Genomic DNA, 17,784 nt, shown 5'->3' on the forward strand with positions numbered 1-17,784 from the left:
AATCCTGAAGTCAAGGCTCAGCAGTTCCCCTGATTGTGCGACGGAAATACTACGATCCGGCCGTGTTCGTCCAGTAGCCGTTAGACCGTGCTGAAACTCCACGAAGTTGGTGGGTCGGCGGATTTGAGGCTGGGACCGCATCGTCGCGGGAGATTGTTCGAGCAGCGGACAGCGCCATATGCTTCGACCGATCACCGCGACGAGCGCCGGATTTACTCCGCAGCCTCTGCCTTCGGCCGTTGCCGCGCAGCCAGCACGCCCTTCAGGAAGCGGCCGGTATGGCTGCGCTCCACCTTGGCCACCTGTTCCGGCGTGCCCGCTGCCACGATCTCACCGCCGCCATTGCCGCCTTCGGGGCCGATATCGATGATCCAGTCGGCGGTCTTGATGACTTCGAGATTGTGCTCGATCACGACGACGCTGTTCCCCTGGTCCACCAGTTCATGCAGCACTTCCAGCAGCTTTGCGACGTCGTGGAAGTGCAGGCCGGTTGTGGGCTCGTCGAGGATGTAAAGCGTGCGGCCCGTGGCGCGGCGCGACAACTCCTTGGACAGCTTCACGCGCTGGGCCTCGCCGCCAGAAAGCGTGGTCGCTTGCTGGCCGACTTTGACGTAGCCAAGCCCGACGCGGGCCAAAGTCTGCATCTTGTCGCGGATGGACGGCACCGCCTTGAAAAGCTCGGCTGCTTCCTCAACGGTCATGTCAAGAACATCCGCTATGCTCTTGCCACGATAGAGGACTTCCAGCGTCTCGCGGTCGTAGCGCCGACCCTTGCAGACGTCGCAGGTGACGTAGACGTCCGGCAGGAAGTGCATCTCGATCTTTATGACGCCGTCGCCCTGGCAGGCCTCACAGCGTCCGCCCTTGACGTTGAAGGAGAAGCGGCCCGGCTGGTAGCCGCGTGTCTTTGCCTCCGGCAAGGCCGCGAACCAGTCCCGGATGGGGGTGAACGCCCCGGTATAGGTCGCGGGGTTGGAGCGCGGCGTACGGCCGATCGGCGACTGGTCGATGTCGATCACCTTGTCGAGGTGCTCCAGCCCGAACAACTCGTCATGCGCGCCTGGATGGTCGTTCGCCCCGTTCAGGCGGCGCGCCACCGCCTTGAACACGGTGTCGATCAGCAGGCTCGACTTGCCGCCGCCCGACACGCCGGTGATGCAGCAGAAGGTGCCGAGCGGAATCTCCGCCGTCACGTTCTTGAGGTTGTTCTCGCGCGCATTGGTGACCTTCAGGGTGCGCTTCTTGTCGAACTTGCGTCGCGTCTTGGGGATGGGCACCGACATCTCGCCTGTCAGGTACTTGCCCGTCAGGCTGTCCGGGTGCGCCATCACGTCTTCTGGCGTGCCCTGGGCGATGATCTGGCCGCCATGAATGCCGGCGCCGGGCCCGACATCGACCACGAAGTCCGCGATGCGGATGGCGTCCTCGTCGTGCTCGACCACCACGACGGTGTTGCCGAGGTCGCGCAGCCGCTTCAGCGTTTCCAGCAGGCGCTCATTGTCGCGCTGGTGCAGGCCGATCGACGGCTCGTCCAGCACATAGAGAACGCCGGTAAGGCCGGAGCCGATCTGCGAGGCCAGCCGAATGCGCTGGCTTTCGCCGCCGGAGAGAGTGCCAGAGGCGCGGCCTAGCGTGAGATAGGTGAGGCCGACATCGACCAGGAAGCGCAGGCGGTCGCGGATTTCCTTGAGGATGCGTCCGGCGATCTCGTTCTGCTTGGGAGTCAGCTGCTCGGGCAGGGCGATGAACCAGTCACTGGCCGCCGTGACCGACAGTTCCGTGATCTGCGAGATCGTCCGCATCCCGATCTTCACCGCCAAGGCTTCCGGCTTCAGGCGCGCACCGCCGCAGGCCGCACAGGGCGTCTCGCCCATATATTTGCCGATCTCCTCGCGCGCCCAGTCGCTGTCGGTTTCCTTCCAGCGGCGCTCGAGATTGGTGATGACGCCCTCGAAGGTCTTGCGCGTCTCGTAGGCGCGCAGCCCGTCGTCATACACGAACCCGATCTTCTCATTGCCCGAACCGCGCAGGATCACTTCCTGCGCTTTCTCCGGCAGTTCCTTCCACGGCGTGGTCAGCTTGAAGCCGTAATGCTTGGCGAGCGAGGTTAGCGTCTGTCCGTAAAATGGCGAGGTGCTTTTGGCCCACGGCGCGATGGCGCCGCCCTTCAGCGTGCGCGTCTCGTCCGGCACGATGCGCGCGGCGTCGATGCGCATTTCGTGGCCGATGCCGCCGCAAACGGGGCAGGCGCCGAACGGATTGTTGAAGGAGAACAGCCGCGGCTCGATCTCGGCGATGGTGAAGCCGGAGACGGGGCAGGCGAACTTCTGCGAGAAGGTGATGCGCTTGCCCGCACCCTTGTCATCCTTCTCGCCGGCATATTCGATGAAGGCAATGCCATCCGCCAGCCCGAGAGCCGTCTCGAAGCTGTCCGCCAGGCGCGCCGCGATGTCCGGACGCACCACGATGCGGTCCACCACCACGTCGATGTCGTGCTTCAGCTTCTTGTCGAGCACCGGCGCTTCGTCGATCGGGTAGAACTCGCCGTCCACCTTGAGCCGCTGGAAGCCCTTCTTCTGGAATTCGGCGATCTCCTTGCGGTACTCGCCCTTGCGGCCACGCACCACCGGCGCCAGCAGGAACAGGCGCGTGCCTTCCGGCAAGGCCATCACGCGGTCCACCATCTGGCTGACGGTCTGGCTCTCGATGGGGAGGCCGGTCGCAGGCGAATAGGGAATACCTACGCGCGCCCACAGCAGGCGCATATAGTCGTAGATCTCGGTGACGGTGCCCACCGTCGAGCGTGGGTTCTTCGACGTCGTCTTCTGCTCGATGGATATGGCCGGCGAGAGCCCCTCGATGCTGTCCACATCGGGCTTCTGCATCATCTCCAGGAATTGGCGGGCATAGGCCGACAGGCTTTCGACGTATCGCCGCTGGCCCTCGGCATAGATGGTGTCGAAGGCGAGCGACGACTTGCCGGAGCCGGACAGGCCCGTCATCACCACCAGCTTGTCGCGGGGGATGTCGAGATCGACGTTCTTGAGATTGTGCTCGCGTGCTCCGCGAATGGAGATCGTCTTGCCGGTCATCAAACAGCCCGAGGCCGGGCTTGCGCCGGCCGTTTCCGTGGAGAGTGGGAGTAGTAGCAATACACCATAGAAGTCTTGCGCCCGCGAGTCGCCGCATCTAAGAACATAGCAAGAACGAAGATGCGCCGCCACTTCGCCGTCGAGGCGTTTCGGCGGAGGGGATAACCGCCCGCTCCCGGTCATGCGCCTGTTGTCGAGGAAGCGTCCGGGCAATAGGGTGCCCAACATTTACGGACAGGAGATGGTCATGGCCGGCAGTGTCAACAAGGTCATTCTGATCGGCAATCTCGGCGCCGATCCGGAAATCCGCCGCACGCAGGACGGCAAGGGTATCGCTAATCTGCGCCTCGCGACGACCGAGAGCTGGCGTGACCGAAATTCCGGTGAGCGCAAGGAGAAGACCGAGTGGCACCGCGTGGTCATCTTCAGCGAACCGCTGGTGAAGGTGGTCGAGCAATATGTGAAGAAGGGCTCAAAGCTCTACATCGAGGGTGCGCTCCAGACCCGCAAATGGACCGATCAGCAAGGCGTCGAGAAGTATTCGACCGAGGTGGTCCTGCAGGGCTTCAATTCCGTCCTCACCATGCTCGACGGCCGCGGTGCGGGCGGCGGCTCCGGCGAGGATGAATATGGCGGTGGGGGTGACTTCGGCCGTTCAGGTGGCGGTGGCGGCTACGGGGGCGGAAGCGGCGGACGGCCTTCCGGCGGTGGTGGCGGTGAAAGCCGTGGAGGTTATGGTGGCGGCGGCGGAAGCAGCGGCGGCCGCATGGGCGATATCATCGATGATGAAATTCCGTTCTAGTCTCTTGCTCAGCGGTTAGCCCACCGTTTGCCTATAAAAGGAGCAGATCGACTTGGCGGAGATTCTGGAACTCTTTGTCACATAGACGGTTGTTCTCGCAAATCAGGCGTTCAATTGCGGCGCCACTTCGAAGGAGAATGTGATGAAGAAGATCCTGCTTGTTCCTGCTCTGATGATGTTTGCGGCTGCTCCGGCTCTTGCGCAGACGTCCCCGTCTTCCACGATCAATTCCGATATGGGCCGCGAGGCTTCGCAGATCGAGGGTGCCAAGGAGAGCCAGATGGGCCGCGACGCGACCGCTGCCAAGCCGACTGCTCCGAGCCAGATCGAGAACTCCGAGTCCCAGCGTACCGGCGCGACGCCGACCAACGAGAACCAGGACGAGATCAAGAAGCCCGTTCGCTAAGTTTCGAGCGGACTCACAGAAAAGCCGGCCATCCGAGGATGGCCGGCTTTTTTTATGTCCTAAGTTCGGCAAGCGCCCGGTCCAGATCTGCGGTGAGGTCCGCGACGTCTTCCAGCCCAATGTGGATGCGCAAGGTCGGACCTTCGAAGACCGAGGGCAGGGACCTGCTCTTCGAGATATCGAACGGAACGATCAGGCTTTCATAGCCGCCCCATGAGTAGCCCATCCCGAACAAGGCGAGAGCATCAAGGAAGCGGCGGACACGCGCGTTCTCCACTGGTTCGAGTTCGATGCCGAACAGCCCGCAAGCGCCACGGAAATCCCGCTTCCAGATTGCATGGCCGGGATCTTCCTCAAGCCCCGGATGCATGACGCGCCGTACCTCGGGCCTTTCGAGAAGCCAGCGGGCGATGGCGAGTCCGGAGGCGTGGTGCCGCTCTAGCCGGAGGCCCATCGTGCGCAGTCCGCGCGTCGCAAGATAGATGTCGTCCGGTCCAACCGTGAGCCCCAGATCGCCATGCGTGTCGCGCAGGCGCGGCCAGGCCGCCGCATTGGCCGACACCGAGCCGATCAGCACGTCGGCATGGCCGGACACATATTTGGTGCCGGCCTGTATCGACAGATCGACGCCATGGCCAAGCGCATCGAACAGAAGCGGCGTGGCCCATGTGTTGTCCATGAGCACGAGGGCGCCTCTGGCGTGCGCCGCCCCGGCTATGGCCGGTATGTCCTGAACTTCGAAGGTCTGAGAGCCCGGGCTTTCGGTGAACACGGCCTTTGTGTTCGGCTGCATCAGCTCCGCGATGCCGGCCCCGATCAGCGGATCGTAATAGGAGACCTCCACGCCGAAGCGCTTCAGCACGCCGTCGCAGAAATGGCGCATGGGGTGGTAGACGCTATCGGCCACCAGCATGTGGTCGCCGGCGGAAACGGCAGCCAGGATCGCCGTCGTTACCGCAGCAAGCCCCGATGGAGCCAATACCGTGCCGGCCGCACCTTCCAGCTCCGTCAGCGCGTCGCAGAGCGCGTCGATGGTGGGCGAATGGCGGCGGCCATACGAGTACCTGTTTCGGTTCGCGTAGAGGTCGTCGGCGCTCGAATAGAGCACCGTGGAGCCGTGGTAGACCGGCGTGTTCACGAAGCCGAATTGGTCGGCAGGGCGTCGCCCGGCGCTGACCAGGCGGGTGTTCGGCCCGGAGGTGCTTCCGGATTTCAGATGATCGGCCATGGCGATGGAGCGGTCCCGAGGAGAGGGTGTTATCCATCCTTGTGCCCGGCGCGATCCCCCGGATCAACCACGGGAACACCATGACCCCCGACACGTTGCCCTGAAGGGTACACTCCAGCTGGGACGAAGATGCAAAAGAACGAAGCCGATGAAAGTGCCACCGGCTCCGCCGACCGCGCCGCTCCGCTGATCGTATCCATGCAGGGGCTGGTGCGCACGTCGATCATCGGCATCTTTCTCATCCTGCTGACGGGCGCCCTCTACTTTGCGCAAGACGTGCTCGTTCCGATCGCGCTGGCCTTCTTCATCGCGGTTCTGCTGAGCCCGATCGTCCGGTTCCTTCAGCGGTTCGGCATCATGCCCGGCATCACCGCGACGGTGATCGTGGTTGCACTGCTCACACTCATCGGCGTCGGCGGCTATTCACTTAGCGGGCCGATCAGCGGCTGGATCGACAACGCCCCGCGCATCGGTCAGCAGATCGAGGAGAAGCTGTCTGTTCTCCGCAGCTCCTTCGGTTTCGTAGCGCAGGTCAACGAGCAGGTCAGCGAGCTCGGCGGCAAGGACGATCCCGACGTGCAGCAAGTGGTGATGAAGCAGCCCGGCATCCTCAACCGGGCGGCCACGGGCATGCCGGCCATCGCCACCAAACTCGGCCTGACGCTGGTCCTGCTGCTCTTCCTGCTCGCGGCGGGAGACCTCTTCCGGGAGAAGCTGGTCAAGGTGCTGCCGACGATGAAGGACAAGAAGCGCGCGGTGCACATCTCCAGGGACATCGAGCGCGAGGTCTCGCGCTATCTCCTCACCATCGCGTTCATCAACGTGGCCTATGGCGGCGCGGTCGGGATCGGCATGGCATTTCTCGGAATGCCAAACCCGGTTCTCTGGGGCGTGCTGGCGTTCTTCCTTGCCTTCATTCCCTATCTTGGCGCGCTGGTCGGATGCGGCCTTGTGTTCGTCGTGGCGCTGGTCTCGTTCCCGACCATCGGCTACGCGCTGCTCGCGCCCGCGATCTATGCCGTCGTGGCCATCATCGAGGGGCAGTTCCTCACGCCCATGATCGTTGGGCGCCGGCTCGAGATGAACGCCGTCGCCATCCTGATCTCGGTCGCGTTCTGGGGGTGGCTCTGGGGCATCATCGGCGCGCTGATGGCGGTGCCCATCCTGGTGATGATCAAGGTGTTTTCCGACCACGTGGAGGGGCTGGAACCGGTGGGCCAGTTCCTCTCCACCTCCACGCACAAGGACAGCTCTAGCCCTGAGAAATAGGCAGATCCTGCCGGCCGCCCCATTCCGCCCATGAGCCGTCGAACAGGCGAGGCACTTCATGGCCGAGTTGCTCGATGCCCAAGGCGAGAATGGCCGCTGATACACCGGAGCCACAGGTGGTGATGATCGGGCGCGTGGGATCGACGCCGCCGGCGCCGAAGGCCTCCGCCAGTTCCTCGCGGCTCTTGAGGCGCCCATCCGAGGCTAGCAAGGTCCGGTAGTGGACGTTGTGGCTGCCGGGGATGTGGCCGGGCCTCACGCCGGGGCGTGGCTCGGCTTCCTCGCCGCGATAGCGTCCGGGCGAGCGTGCATCGACGATCTGGATGTCGGCATCCAGCGCCGCCATGACATCATTCACATGCGCCACGGCGCCATGATCGAGGCGAGGAGAAAAGGTGACCGCCTCGGGATTGGCCTCGCCACTCTCCACCGGACGACCCTCTGCAAGCCATTTCGGCAAGCCGCCATCCAGCACATGGACATGCTCGGCGCCCATGATCTTCAGGTTCCACCACACCCGTGGAGCCGAGAACAGCCCGGCGCTGTCATAGACGACGATGATCCGGTTCTCGGACAGCCCGAGCGCACCGGCTGCAGCCGCGAAGTGCGCCTCGTCGGCCAAGGTGTGCGGAAGCCCAGAGGAAGGATCCGCCACCTTGTCGATGTCGAAGTGAACGGCACCCGGAATGTGCCGCTCATGGAACTCGGCTGCGGCATCGCGTCCGGCATCCGGCATGTGCCAGCTGGCATCGACCACGGACAGGTTCGGCTGGCCGAGATTGGCGGCCAGCCAGTCGGTGGAAACAAGGGTTCCCGTGCTCATCACCACTTGCCCGTATTGGGCATGGAAGACCACGGCTCCTGCGGCGGCAGAGCAGGGCCCTTCTGAAGGAGCTCGATGGAGATGTTGTCCGGTGAGCGCACGAACGCCATGTTCCCGTCCCGCGGCGGCCGGTTGATGGTTACGCCTTCCCGCATCAGGCGGTCGCAGGTCTCGTAGATGTTGTCGACCTCGAAAGCGAGATGGCCGAAGTTTCGGCCTTCGCCGTATTCCTCCGGATCCCAGTTGTAGGTGAGCTCGAGTTCGGGTGCCTTGCCGGCAAGCGCCGCGTCCTTGTCTTCCGGCGCGGCAAGGAAGATGAGGGTAAAGCGGGCGGCCGGCACCTCCTTGCGGCGCGTCTCGACCATGCCGAACTTGCGGCAATAGAAATCCAGCGAGGCGTCCACATCCTTGATGCGGACCATTGTGTGCAGATAGCGCATGGCGATTCTCCAAACGTGCCGTTGCGGGGGAAACTATGCGCTTCCTCCGCGTTCTCAAGGGGATGAGGCTCAACCGTCGCGCCCTGTGCAAGCCTGCAACAATGCGGCACTTATGCCACGATGCCGCCACTTTTCGCTTTGCCGGGCCGTGCGGGCTGCTATCCTCAACCCTTGATATGCGGGCGCAACGCCCGTGCTGAGCGGCGGCTATCATGGGTTCTGAAGGGCTGCACGGGCGCAGCGGAATGCCCGAACAGCAGACCGGCGAAAGCGAGGGCGGCCTCGCACTCGTAGAGGTCAGCGGATTCATCAAGTGGTTCGACGTCGCCAAAGGCTACGGCTTCATCGTGCCCGATGATGGCGGGCCCGATGTGCTTCTGCATGTCACCTGCCTGCGCCGCGATGGCTTCCAGACCGCCAGCGAAGGCACCCGCATCGTCTGCGAGGCCGAAGTCCGCTCCAAGGGGCTGCAGGTGTTCCGCGTGGTGTCGATGGACACATCAACAGCCATCAATCCGGCCGAACTGCCGCCGCGGACCCATGTGCATGTGGTGCCGACCAGCCCCGTGGTGCGCGCCGAGGTCAAGTGGTTCAACCGGACCAAGGGCTTCGGCTTCCTGACGTGCGGCGAGGGTACGCCCGACATCTTCGTCCATATGGAAACCCTACGCCGCTACGGCCTCACGGAGCTGAAGCCCGGCGCGACGGTGCTCGTTCGCTACGGCGATGGACCGAAAGGCCTTATGGCCGCCGAAGTCATGCCCGATGGTGAAGGTCATCTTCCCGCGTCGCACTGACTGGACCTCTTCCATGCGCCTGATCGCTGCCTTCATTGCCTTCGCATGCCTGTGGGCCGTGATGCCGCAGGCGCACGCGCAATCCCTGACGCCTCTAACCGTCGAGACGTCATCCGGTTCTCACCGCTTCATGGTCGAGATCGCGGACAACAATGCCTCGCGCGCCCAGGGCTTGATGTACCGGCGGGAACTGGCGGTCGACCGGGGAATGCTGTTCGACTTCCACCAAGAGCAGAACGTCTCTTTCTGGATGCAGAACACCTACGTCTCGCTCGACATCATCTTCGTCGGCACGGACGGCGTGGTGCGCCGCATCGAGGAGAAGGCAACCCCGTTGTCCGAGCGCATGATCGACTCCGGCACGCCGGTGCAGTTCGTTCTCGAGGTTCCGGCCGGCACCTCTGCCCGGCTCGGGATCAAGCGGGGATCGCGGGTAAAGCACGCGATCATCAAGGGCTAGGGTCTACTTCTTCGGCAGCAGGATCTGCGATCCGCGCTTCTCGATCTGCCCGCGCACCTTCTCCGCGATGGTCGCCAAAATCCACGGAAGGTCGACCTCGACGCGGACCTGCTGGTCCTCGACATGGATCCGTCCGCTGACCTCCTGCTTCATCATGACCATGCGGAAGTGCAGATCGTCCCCGACCCACTGATCTTCCAGCGTGGAGGTGTAGGCGGCAAGCTGCGGCTTCGCCTTGTCCAGGCCTTCGCGGATGCGGCGGACGGCCTCGCCGCGCGTGTGCTGGTGGGGAAGGGTGACGACGACGGGCTTCTTCATGGCGTCTCCTGATCTGCTCAAGAGATAGGGAGCCGTGCCGCTTTTGCGAGGCAAGGCCTAGCTTCGGCGCACCGGGAGCATCCGGTACAGCAGGCCGTCACGCCTGCCGAAATGGTGCCAGAGCGCGCCAAGAACGTGCAGCGCAACGAGGCCGAAGATCACATAGGCGAGGGTGATGTGCACCGTGTTCGGCAAGCGGCCGAGCGACTTGCCGAAAGCTGTCGTCACCACGATCCCGATGATGGGCTGCACGAGGATCGCAGCGTAGAGCACGACATGCGTGGCGCGTGCGAGAAGCGCCGTCGGCGGGCTCATTCCGTCCGGCAAGGCGCGGAAGCCATGTACGGAGCGCCAGAGCACCCGCACGACAGCGAGCGCGAGAATGGCGTAGCCGGAGATCAGGTGGGCGCGAAACAGGTAGAAGCGCGGATCGGTCCCGCGCTCGAAATAGCCCCAGGTCCATCCCGTGGCGAACTGCACCACGACGAGAACGGCGACGCTCCAATGGAGAAGTTTGGAGAAGCCGTCATAACTGCGGTCCATGGCCAAACCTCCCGGTGTCAGCTGAAGCGGGCTTCGATGTAGTCGATCTCGCGTACCAGCTTGCGGGCCGCCTCCTCGCCGATCTGACGGCGGCGGCGCAAGCGCAGGATCTGCTCGCGTTCCGCCCGCAAGGCGGACAGGCGAAGCTGCCGCTCCGCTTCCTCGAGCCTGACGACGGTCGGCTGCTCTCCGGACACCGCCTGACGAGAGGTGATGCGCTGGCGGTAAAGATCCGTCACGCGGGCCGCGACGTCTGCATAGAAGTCCGCATCCTCACGGCCCTCGGCGAGTTGGTGCTGGCGATGCCTGATCGCCCGGATGGCGGCTTCCGACGCAGCAATGCGCGCCTGTATTTCCTCGTCCTGACGCGACGGATCGGGCGGCAGTTCCAGATCGCAGAGAAGCGGCGGAAGCGCAAAGCTCGCGATCACCATGGAGAGAATGATCACGCCGGATGCGAGCAGAATTGCGAGGTTTCGAGCGGGAAAGTCCGAACCGTCCGGCATGATGAGCGGAAGCGTCAGCACGCCGGCAAGCGTGATTGCCCCGCGAACGCCGGCTATCGAGGTCGCAAGGACAAGGCGCCAGCTTGGCCGCGCGACCGCCTCCTGCCGTTTTCCGGCGCGAAAGAGGAAGAAGGTGAGGGAAGCCCAGACCCAGCCGAGCCGCAGCGCGATCAAAGCCAGGTTGATGGCCACGATGTAGACGACGAGCCAGAGCGGATTGCTGTCGCCGGCCTGTCGGACGCTCTCCATCGCGCCGTTCGCGATGCCCGGCAATTGCTCGCCGAGCAAGACGAAGATGATGCCGTTCGCCGCGAACTGGATGGTGTCCCACACGGCGGTCCCGCGCAGCCGCGTGGAGGCGCGCGCTTCCTGCCAAGTGCTGAAATAGCTCATCGATACGCCGGCCGAAACGGCGGCAAGGATGCCGGAGCAGTGCATCTCCTCGGCCAGGATGTAGGCGCCGAACGGGATCAGCAGCGTGAGGAGGATATAGCCACCCGGCTCCTCGCCGTAGTGCTGGTTCATCCACCTTTTCCCGGTAGCGGCCGCCCAGGTCACGGCAACTCCGATCGCGATACCTCCGATGGCCAGCCACAGGAAGGTGAGCGATGCATCGACAAGGGAGAAGGTGCCGGTCAGTGCGGCGGCGGTGGCGAAGCGCAGGCAGACGAGACCCGACGCGTCGTTCAGCAGCGACTCGCCTTCGAGGATGTGCATCAGGCGCTTGGGGATCGGCGTGCGCGACGTGATCGCGGACACGGCGATCGGATCGGTCGGAGACACCACGGCGGCCACAGCGAACGCCACCGCCAGCGGCATTGCCGGTATCAGCCAGTGGATCAGAAGCCCGACGATGAGGACGGTGAGGACGACGAGGCCGAGCGCCAGCTCAAGGATAAAGCCGATGTCCTGAAACAGGGCTTCATTGGGAATTCGCCAGCCATCGATGAACAGCAGCGGCGGAATGAACAGCAGGAAGAAGATGTCGGGGTGGAGCGTCACGCCGACATCCGCGACGGCGGTGAGGGCGGCACCCAGCGCAATCTGCACCAGCGGAAGCGGCACTGCGAACGGCAGCATCCGCACCAGCGAGCCGCTGACCACGACGGCAAACAGCAGGATCAGGACGATGGAAATCGTGTCCACGCACCGCTGCCTTTCGGGACGCCGTGTTTGCCGATCAGACCTTCAGGATCTGCGCCCGCCGATGCGGGCGCAGACGGTTCTGCCTATTCCCACTCGATGGTGCCGGGAGGCTTCGACGTGACGTCGTAGACCACCCGGTTGATGCCGCGCACCTCGTTGATGATGCGGGTGGCGGCGCGTCCGAGGAAGTTCATGTCGAAGTGGAAGAAGTCGGCCGTCATGCCGTCCGTCGAGGTGACGGCCCGCAGCGCCAGAACGTTGTCGTAGGTGCGGGCATCGCCCATCACGCCAACAGTCTTGACCGGGAGAAGCACGGCGAAGGCCTGCCAGATCACATCGTAAAGTCCGGCCCGGCGGATCTCTTCGAGATAGATGGCGTCCGCCTCGCGTAGCGTGTCCAGCTTGTCGCGGGTGATCTCGCCGGGAATGCGGATGGCGAGGCCGGGACCGGGGAAGGGATGCCGGCCGACGAAACCGTCGGGCAGGCCGAGTTCACGGCCCAGCGCGCGAACCTCGTCCTTGAACAGTTCGCGGAGCGGCTCCACGAGCTTCATCTTCATGCGGTCGGGGAGGCCGCCCACATTGTGGTGCGATTTGATGGTGACGGACGGGCCGCCATGGAAGGAGACGCTCTCGATCACGTCCGGATAGAGCGTGCCCTGCGCGAGGAAGTCCGCGCCACCGACCTTGGCCGCTTCGGAGTCAAAGACATCGATGAACAGGCGCCCGATGGTCTTGCGCTTCTGCTCCGGGTCCGACACGCCGGACAGCTCCCGAAGGAAAACCTCTGATGCATCAACATGTACGAGCGGGATGTTGTAGTGGTCCCGGAACAGGGTGACGACCTGTTCGGCCTCGCCCTTGCGCAGCAGCCCATGGTCCACGAACACACAGGTGAGCTGGTCGCCGATGGCTTCGTGGATGAGGACGGCAGCCACCGCGGAGTCGACGCCACCGGACAGCCCGCAGATCACGCGGCCGGAGCCGACCTGTTCGCGGATCTTCGCGGCCGCTTCCTGCCGGAAGGCGGCCATGGTCCAGTCGCCCTTCAGGCCGACGATTTCGCGGACGAAATTCCGCAGCAGGCGCGCGCCGTCGGGCGTATGTGCGACCTCGGGATGGAATTGCACGGCGTAATAGCGGCGCGCTTCGTCCACGATGGCCGCATAAGGCGCACCTTCCGAGACGGCGATGGCCTTGAAGCCGAGCGGCAGCGCGGTCACGCGGTCGCCATGGCTCATCCACACGGGGTATTTGTGGCCCTTCTCCCAGATGCCGTCGAACAGCTTGGAATCTTCGACCACTTCGATATCGGCGCGTCCGAACTCGCCCTCATGGCCGCTCTCGACGCCGCCGCCGAGCTGGGCAACCATCGTCTGCTGGCCGTAGCAGATGCCGAGAACGGGGATGTCGGCCTCGAACACCATGTCCGGAGCGCGGGGGGTGTCGAGATCCGTGACGGAAGCCGGGCCTCCGGAGAGGATGACCCCGTTGGGCTTGAAGGCCGCGAAGGCCTCGGCCGCCCTCTGAGACGGGACCACCTCGCAGTAGACGCCCTGTTCCCGCACACGGCGAGCGATCAGCTGCGTGACCTGCGACCCGAAGTCGATGATGAGGATGCGTTCGTGATGCGAGGCGTCAAACATGGCAAGGGGTTAGGGCAATCCTGCGCCCGCTGCAACGGCAATCCGCCTGCAAGACCGCAGGTCTGACCCGCGAAACGGTTTTGCAGCTTTTGAACGATACATCCTCGGCATCGGCAACCGGAGTGGCGCGCATGCAGGAGGCTTCACCGGTCGAGGACGAGCAGACCGTTCCTGTGTTCCACGAGCCGCCAGCTGCATGGGCTCGCCGCCAGGTTCTGGGACTCGCCTATGCGCTGAAGCCGGATCGCATACGAGACCTGCCGGGCCTTGCCGGGATCGCGGCGCGTGATCTCCTTAGCCCCACCACCGGACTGCCGGATCCGGCAAATGCGCTGACCCGCCCCGATGGCCTGTGTGGCCTCGCGCGTGACCTCTCGGTGCCGACACTGGTGAAAGCCTATGCAGCCGGGCTTTACCCGTTCAGCCACATCGGCCCGCAGAAATGGTGGTCGCCCTCGCAGCGTTGCGTGCTGTTCCTTGAGGAAACGCACATCGCCAAGCGCCTTCGCGCGCATCTGCGGCAGGCGCGCTTCCGCGTCACCTTCGACGAAGCGTTCGACCGCGTGATGATGGCCTGCGCCGCGCCGGACACCCGCCGCGTGCCGCTGACCTGGATCACGCCCGCCATCATGCGCAGGTTCTCGGCACTCCACCGTGCCGGCCACGCCCACAGCTTTGAGGTGTGGGACGGCGAGGGTGCTCTGGTTGGCGGGGGCTACGGAGTGGCGAGTGGCGGCGTGTTCGTCATCGAGTCGCGCTTCGCGGTGGTGCCGAACACATCGAAGATCGGCTTCATGGTGCTGGCTTGGCACCTACAGCGCTGGGGCTTCAGGCTGGCGGACAACAAGCGAACGCATCCGAACGTCGTGGACATGGGCTTCCGTGACGTTCCCCGGGCGGATTATCTCGGCATTCTGCACGCGGCCCCGCAGCCGGCGATGCGTGCCGGCCGCTGGATGGTAGAAGCCGGCTCCGCAGAAGTCGGCAACTGGGTGCCGGCAGGGTAGAGCCGCCGGCAGAGCCGAGTAGCCTGCCCCTAGCCTGCCTTCCGCATCAGCCCGACGAAGAAGCCGTCCGTGCCCGTGCGCTTCGGGGTCAGCACCAGCCCGCTGCCATCTGCGTTCGCGTAGGCTGCAAGCGCCGGCAGACCGGCGGTGATCGCGGCCTCTTGCGCCGGCAGTGTCGTGAACTCCGGATGTGTGGTGCGGAACGAGGCCAGGCGGTCGTCGTTTTCCTCGGGCAGCAGCGAGCAGGTGATGTAGGCCAGGCGTCCGCCGGGCTTCACCAGTCGCGCCGCATCGGCCAGCGCTGCATCCTGCTCGTTCTGGCGAACCTCGATGGAGCCGGGCCGCAGGCGCCACTTGGCGTCGGGATTGCGCCGCCATGTGCCGGTTCCGGTGCAGGGCGCGTCCACCAGAACGAGATCGGCCTTGCCGACCAGATCCGCCATGACATCCTGCTGCCCGCGCGGCGAGCGAACCTGCAGATTGCGCACGCCGGCACGCTCAGCACGTTCATGCAGCGGCGCCAATCTGCGGATATCGCGATCATATGCAAATAGTTGGCCGCGATTGTTCATCCCGCCTGACAGGGCCAGCGTCTTGCCGCCGGCTCCGGCGCATAGGTCGATGACCTGCTCGCCGGGAGCCGCCGCGGCGATCATGGCCGCAAGCTGCGATCCCTCGTCCTGCACCTCCACCAGCCCCTTCAGGAAGGCAGGCTCGGACTGCACCGGTGGCCCACGCCCGTCGTCGAGCAGGTTGATGCGGATGCCGAGGGGCGAGATTGGCGTCTCCGAGGCTCCCAGATGATCGAGCGCCTTCAGGGCCTGCTCGCGGTCGGCCTTCAGCACGTTGACGCGCAGGTCGAGAGGCGCGCGTTCCGCCATCGCGGAAAGTTCAGCGCCGCGCTCTTCGCCGAAGACGCGTGCGAAATGGCTGTCCAGCCATTCCGGATAATCGCCGCGTACCCATTCCGGTGCGCCATCCAGCGTGCCGTGGATGAACGCGTGCTGTTCCGCTTCCGTCAGCGGCTCCGGCGCGTGCGGGCTGTCTGCGATGGCTGCCGCCATGTACTCCGCGTTCTTGCCGCGAACGAAGGCGAGGGCACCGAGAACCAGCGCCCGCGGACTGTCGTCGCCCATGCGCCAGGCGATGGAGGCACGATGGCGCAGTGCGTCATAGACGAGGCTGGCGATGCCGGCCCGGTCGCGGGAGCCTGCGAAGCGGTGCGCGGTGCCCCAGTTCTTCAGGGCATCGGAGGCAGGGCGGCGGGCCGAAGCCATCTCGGCCAGAACCTCGATGGCAGCAGCAGCATGGGCTGCAGTTTTCATAGTGAGGCCACCAGCATGTCGATGAAAAACAGGAACCACATGGCGAACAGCGCGACGACGCCCACGCAGAAGGCCAGTGCGCGGCGGCGCACCTCATTAGTCGTCGTGTAGATCAGCGCATGCACGATGCGGCTGACGACGAAGACCCAGGCCAGCACGACGAAGACGAAGCCGGCCTTCTCCGTGATGATCGCCAGGGGAACGAGCGCGAAGAACAGGACGGGAAGTTCGAACTGATTTTTGTAGCAATTGTTGACGAGCGTCGGCTGGCGCGGAAAACCGGCGCCGCCTTCTCGATAGCCCGCGAGGTCGAACGTGCCGGACTTAACCGCGACATAGCGCTCGCGCGCCAGCCAGAACAGCAGCCCGAACATCAGCGCGGCCTGCACGAAGACAGGCAAAAGGACGTCGAAACGTGTCAACGATCAGGACCGCGACGGATAATTGGGGCTTTCGCGGGTGATCGTCACATCGTGCACATGGCTCTCGCGCAGGGCAGCGCCCGAAATTCGCACGAACTCGGCCTTGTCCCGAAGCTCCTGGAGGTTTGCTGCCCCCACATAGCCCATTGCGGCGCGTAGCCCGCCGGCGAGTTGGTGAAGCACGCTGCCGAGCGGACCCTTGTAGGGAACCTGGCCCTCGATGCCTTCCGGCACCAGCTTCAGGCTGTCCTTGATGTCCTGCTGGAAGTAGCGGTCTGCCGAACCCTGGGACATGGCGCCCACCGAGCCCATTCCGCGATAGGCCTTGTAGGAGCGTCCCTGATACAGGAACGTCTCGCCGGGGCTCTCCTCGGTGCCCGCGAGCAGCGAGCCGACCATCGCGACTTCCGCGCCGGCCGCCAGCGCCTTGGCGAGGTCGCCGGAGTACTTGATCCCGCCATCGGCAATCACCGGAATATCCTGCTTTGCGGCTTCCTCGGCGGCTTCCAGTACGGCCGTGAGTTGCGGCACGCCGACACCTGCCACGATGCGCGTGGTGCAGATGGAGCCCGGCCCGATGCCGACCTTGACCGCGTCCGCGCCGGCATCGATCAGCGCCTTGGCGCCGGAGGCGGTGGCCACATTGCCGGCCATGACCTGAACATTGTTGGAGATGCGCTTCACGCGCGCGACCTGTTCCAGCACATGTGCGGAGTGTCCATGCGCGGTGTCGATCACCACGAGGTCGACGCCGGCATCGATCAGCATCTCGGAACGCTCGAAGCCCTTGTCGCCAACGGTAGAGGCCGCGGCGACGCGCAGACGCGCATGCTCATCCTTGTTGGCGAGCGGGTTCGCGACAGCCTTCTCGATATCCTTGACGGTGATAAGGCCGGTGCAACGGAAATCGTCATCGACCACCAGCAGCTTCTCGATGCGGTGCTGGTGCAGGAGGCGGCGCGCCTCGGTCTGGTCGACGCCTTCGCGCACGGTGACCAGACGGTCCTTGGTCATCAGTTCGGAGACGGGCTGCGCCTGGTTGGTCGCGAAGCGCACATCCCTGTTGGTCAGGATGCCGACCAGCTTGCCGGGACGGCCGCCGGCGCCGCGCTCGACCACCGGAATGCCCGAGATGCGATGCCGCGTCATCAACTCGAAAGCGTCGGCAAGCGTCTGGTCGGGGTAGATGGTGACGGGGTTCACCACCATTCCGCTCTCGAACTTCTTCACCGCGCGGACCTGATCGGCCTGCTCCTCGGGTGCGAGGTTGCGGTGGATGACGCCGAGGCCACCCGCCTGCGCCATGGCGATGGCGAGACGCCACTCCGTGACAGTGTCCATGGCCGAGGAAATGATCGGCAGGTTGACGGAGATGCTGCGGGTTACGCGCGAGCGGATATCCGCGTCGCTGGGCATGATAACGGACGGGCCGGGGCGCAGGAGAACGTCGTCGAAGGTGAGTGCTTCGCCGCCGAATCGGGTTTCGATAAGCTTGGCCATGCCAACATCCTTGCGTTCGGGTGAGCGGCAGGGCGGCGCTTGGGGCGCGTCGCG

General features: G+C 64.6%; 17 protein-coding genes. 6 read left to right on the forward strand and 11 right to left on the reverse strand.

Features of this window, described 5'->3' with window-relative positions; genetic code table 11:
- Window positions 1-212: 212 nt before the first annotated feature.
- Entirely contained in the window at window positions 213-3,092 is a 2,880-nt protein-coding gene (uvrA, locus tag SCD90_RS03965) for an excinuclease ABC subunit UvrA (RefSeq protein ID WP_319843340.1), read from the reverse strand.
- Between the two features lie 247 nt (window positions 3,093-3,339).
- Between uvrA and ssb the strand changes: the two genes are divergently transcribed.
- Window positions 3,340-3,894, forward strand: a complete 555-nt coding sequence (gene ssb / locus SCD90_RS03970; RefSeq protein ID WP_319843341.1) for a single-stranded DNA-binding protein — start codon at window positions 3,340-3,342, stop codon at window positions 3,892-3,894.
- 142 nt (window positions 3,895-4,036) lie between these two features.
- Window positions 4,037-4,300 (forward strand): hypothetical protein, encoded by a 264-nt coding sequence (locus SCD90_RS03975; protein ID WP_319843342.1) that lies wholly within the window; start codon window positions 4,037-4,039, stop codon window positions 4,298-4,300.
- 52 nt (window positions 4,301-4,352) lie between these two features.
- On the opposite strand, the gene metC is transcribed toward SCD90_RS03975, so the two are convergent.
- Window positions 4,353-5,528, reverse strand: a complete 1,176-nt coding sequence (gene metC / locus SCD90_RS03980) for a cystathionine beta-lyase (protein ID WP_319843343.1) — start codon at window positions 5,526-5,528, stop codon at window positions 4,353-4,355.
- 129 nt (window positions 5,529-5,657) lie between these two features.
- On the opposite strand from metC, the gene SCD90_RS03985 reads away from it, so the two are divergent.
- Complete coding sequence (locus tag SCD90_RS03985; RefSeq protein WP_319843344.1) at window positions 5,658-6,797, forward strand: AI-2E family transporter; 1,140 nt, start codon at window positions 5,658-5,660, stop codon at window positions 6,795-6,797.
- Here SCD90_RS03985 and sseA read toward each other — a convergent pair.
- Together sseA and SCD90_RS03995 are read right to left on the reverse strand one after the other, a co-directional pair.
- Window positions 6,781-7,620 carry a 3-mercaptopyruvate sulfurtransferase gene (gene sseA, locus SCD90_RS03990; RefSeq protein WP_319843345.1) on the reverse strand — a complete coding sequence of 280 codons (840 nt, stop codon included), beginning with the start codon at window positions 7,618-7,620 and terminating at the stop codon, window positions 6,781-6,783. The two genes, SCD90_RS03985 and sseA, sit on opposite strands and share 17 nt — an antisense overlap.
- The gene (locus SCD90_RS03995; RefSeq protein WP_319843346.1) at window positions 7,620-8,060 is read right to left on the reverse strand and encodes a VOC family protein; all 441 of its coding nucleotides are present in this window, start codon (window positions 8,058-8,060) and stop codon (window positions 7,620-7,622) included. Before SCD90_RS03995 ends, sseA begins: the two co-directional genes overlap by 1 nt.
- A gap of 245 nt (window positions 8,061-8,305) precedes the next feature.
- Between SCD90_RS03995 and SCD90_RS04000 the strand changes: the two genes are divergently transcribed.
- Window positions 8,306-8,857: a cold-shock protein gene (locus SCD90_RS04000; protein WP_319843829.1), complete on the forward strand. Its 552-nt coding sequence runs from the start codon at window positions 8,306-8,308 to the stop codon at window positions 8,855-8,857.
- A 13-nt stretch (window positions 8,858-8,870) separates the two neighbouring features.
- The gene (locus SCD90_RS04005; protein ID WP_319843347.1) at window positions 8,871-9,317 is read left to right on the forward strand and encodes a DUF192 domain-containing protein; all 447 of its coding nucleotides are present in this window, start codon (window positions 8,871-8,873) and stop codon (window positions 9,315-9,317) included.
- A gap of 3 nt (window positions 9,318-9,320) precedes the next feature.
- On the opposite strand, the gene SCD90_RS04010 is transcribed toward SCD90_RS04005, so the two are convergent.
- The 4 genes from SCD90_RS04010 to guaA form a co-directional block, all read right to left on the reverse strand.
- On the reverse strand, window positions 9,321-9,635 hold the full coding sequence (locus SCD90_RS04010; RefSeq protein WP_319843348.1) for a polyhydroxyalkanoic acid system family protein: 315 nt from the start codon (window positions 9,633-9,635) through the stop codon (window positions 9,321-9,323).
- A 57-nt stretch (window positions 9,636-9,692) separates the two neighbouring features.
- Window positions 9,693-10,178 carry a cytochrome b gene (locus tag SCD90_RS04015; RefSeq protein WP_319843349.1) on the reverse strand — a complete coding sequence of 162 codons (486 nt, stop codon included), beginning with the start codon at window positions 10,176-10,178 and terminating at the stop codon, window positions 9,693-9,695.
- A 17-nt stretch (window positions 10,179-10,195) separates the two neighbouring features.
- The gene (locus SCD90_RS04020; RefSeq protein WP_319843350.1) at window positions 10,196-11,830 is read right to left on the reverse strand and encodes a Na+/H+ antiporter; all 1,635 of its coding nucleotides are present in this window, start codon (window positions 11,828-11,830) and stop codon (window positions 10,196-10,198) included.
- Window positions 11,831-11,913: 83 nt separating this feature from the next.
- Complete coding sequence (guaA, locus tag SCD90_RS04025) at window positions 11,914-13,476, reverse strand: glutamine-hydrolyzing GMP synthase (protein ID WP_319843351.1); 1,563 nt, start codon at window positions 13,474-13,476, stop codon at window positions 11,914-11,916.
- Window positions 13,477-13,607: 131 nt separating this feature from the next.
- Between guaA and SCD90_RS04030 the strand changes: the two genes are divergently transcribed.
- A complete protein-coding gene (locus SCD90_RS04030; RefSeq protein WP_319843352.1) occupies window positions 13,608-14,483 on the forward strand; it encodes a leucyl/phenylalanyl-tRNA--protein transferase in 876 nt (291 codons plus the stop codon).
- A 29-nt stretch (window positions 14,484-14,512) separates the two neighbouring features.
- Here the strand turns inward: SCD90_RS04030 and SCD90_RS04035 are convergent, their stop codons facing one another.
- From SCD90_RS04035 to guaB, 3 genes are read right to left on the reverse strand one after another with little or no spacing between them, the layout of a single operon-like run.
- Window positions 14,513-15,808: an RsmB/NOP family class I SAM-dependent RNA methyltransferase gene (locus tag SCD90_RS04035; protein WP_319843353.1), complete on the reverse strand. Its 1,296-nt coding sequence runs from the start codon at window positions 15,806-15,808 to the stop codon at window positions 14,513-14,515.
- Complete coding sequence (locus SCD90_RS04040; RefSeq protein WP_319843354.1) at window positions 15,805-16,230, reverse strand: MAPEG family protein; 426 nt, start codon at window positions 16,228-16,230, stop codon at window positions 15,805-15,807. The genes SCD90_RS04035 and SCD90_RS04040 overlap by 4 nt, the downstream gene beginning before the upstream one ends.
- A 3-nt stretch (window positions 16,231-16,233) precedes the next feature.
- Entirely contained in the window at window positions 16,234-17,730 is a 1,497-nt protein-coding gene (guaB, locus tag SCD90_RS04045; RefSeq protein WP_319843355.1) for an IMP dehydrogenase, read from the reverse strand.
- Between the last annotated feature and the right edge of the window lie 54 nt (window positions 17,731-17,784).

Origin of the sequence: Terrihabitans rhizophilus (assembly GCF_033898525.1) — a bacterium.
In the GTDB taxonomy this organism is placed as follows: Bacteria; Pseudomonadota; Alphaproteobacteria; order Rhizobiales; family Methylopilaceae; genus Flaviflagellibacter; species Flaviflagellibacter rhizophilus.